Below are 279 nucleotides of genomic sequence, written 5' to 3'. Positions count from 1 at the left end.
AGTGTTCGTTCCACACATCTGAAAAACGCATGTGGCAAATGTCATCACGGCGCTGGCCAGTAACAATCGCAAGAAGCATTGCATTACGGATAAAGTGTTTTTCAGACGTTGCGTTGTAAATTTTTTGCCAGTCTTCCAGGGTGAGTCTGGCTCTGGTTACTTTAGGGATTGGTTTACGGGTAGCCTCCGGAGGATTCCATCCAGGAGGAACTTCCCCTGCATGTTGTGCTTCTTTATAAATATCAACCCATAATCCGCGATTTACTCTCGCTGTGCTGA

General features: G+C 46.2%; 1 pseudogene. It reads right to left on the bottom strand.

Annotation, left to right across the window (positions count from 1 at the left end):
- Positions 1-279: pseudogene (locus HEN33_RS25835) on the bottom strand (hypothetical protein); the annotation flags it as partial.

Origin of the sequence: Escherichia sp. 94.0001, assembly GCF_013369155.2 — a bacterium.
In the GTDB taxonomy this organism is placed as follows: Bacteria; Pseudomonadota; Gammaproteobacteria; order Enterobacterales; family Enterobacteriaceae; genus Escherichia; species Escherichia coli_F.
This window is presented reverse-complemented; position numbering and strand designations above follow the sequence as displayed.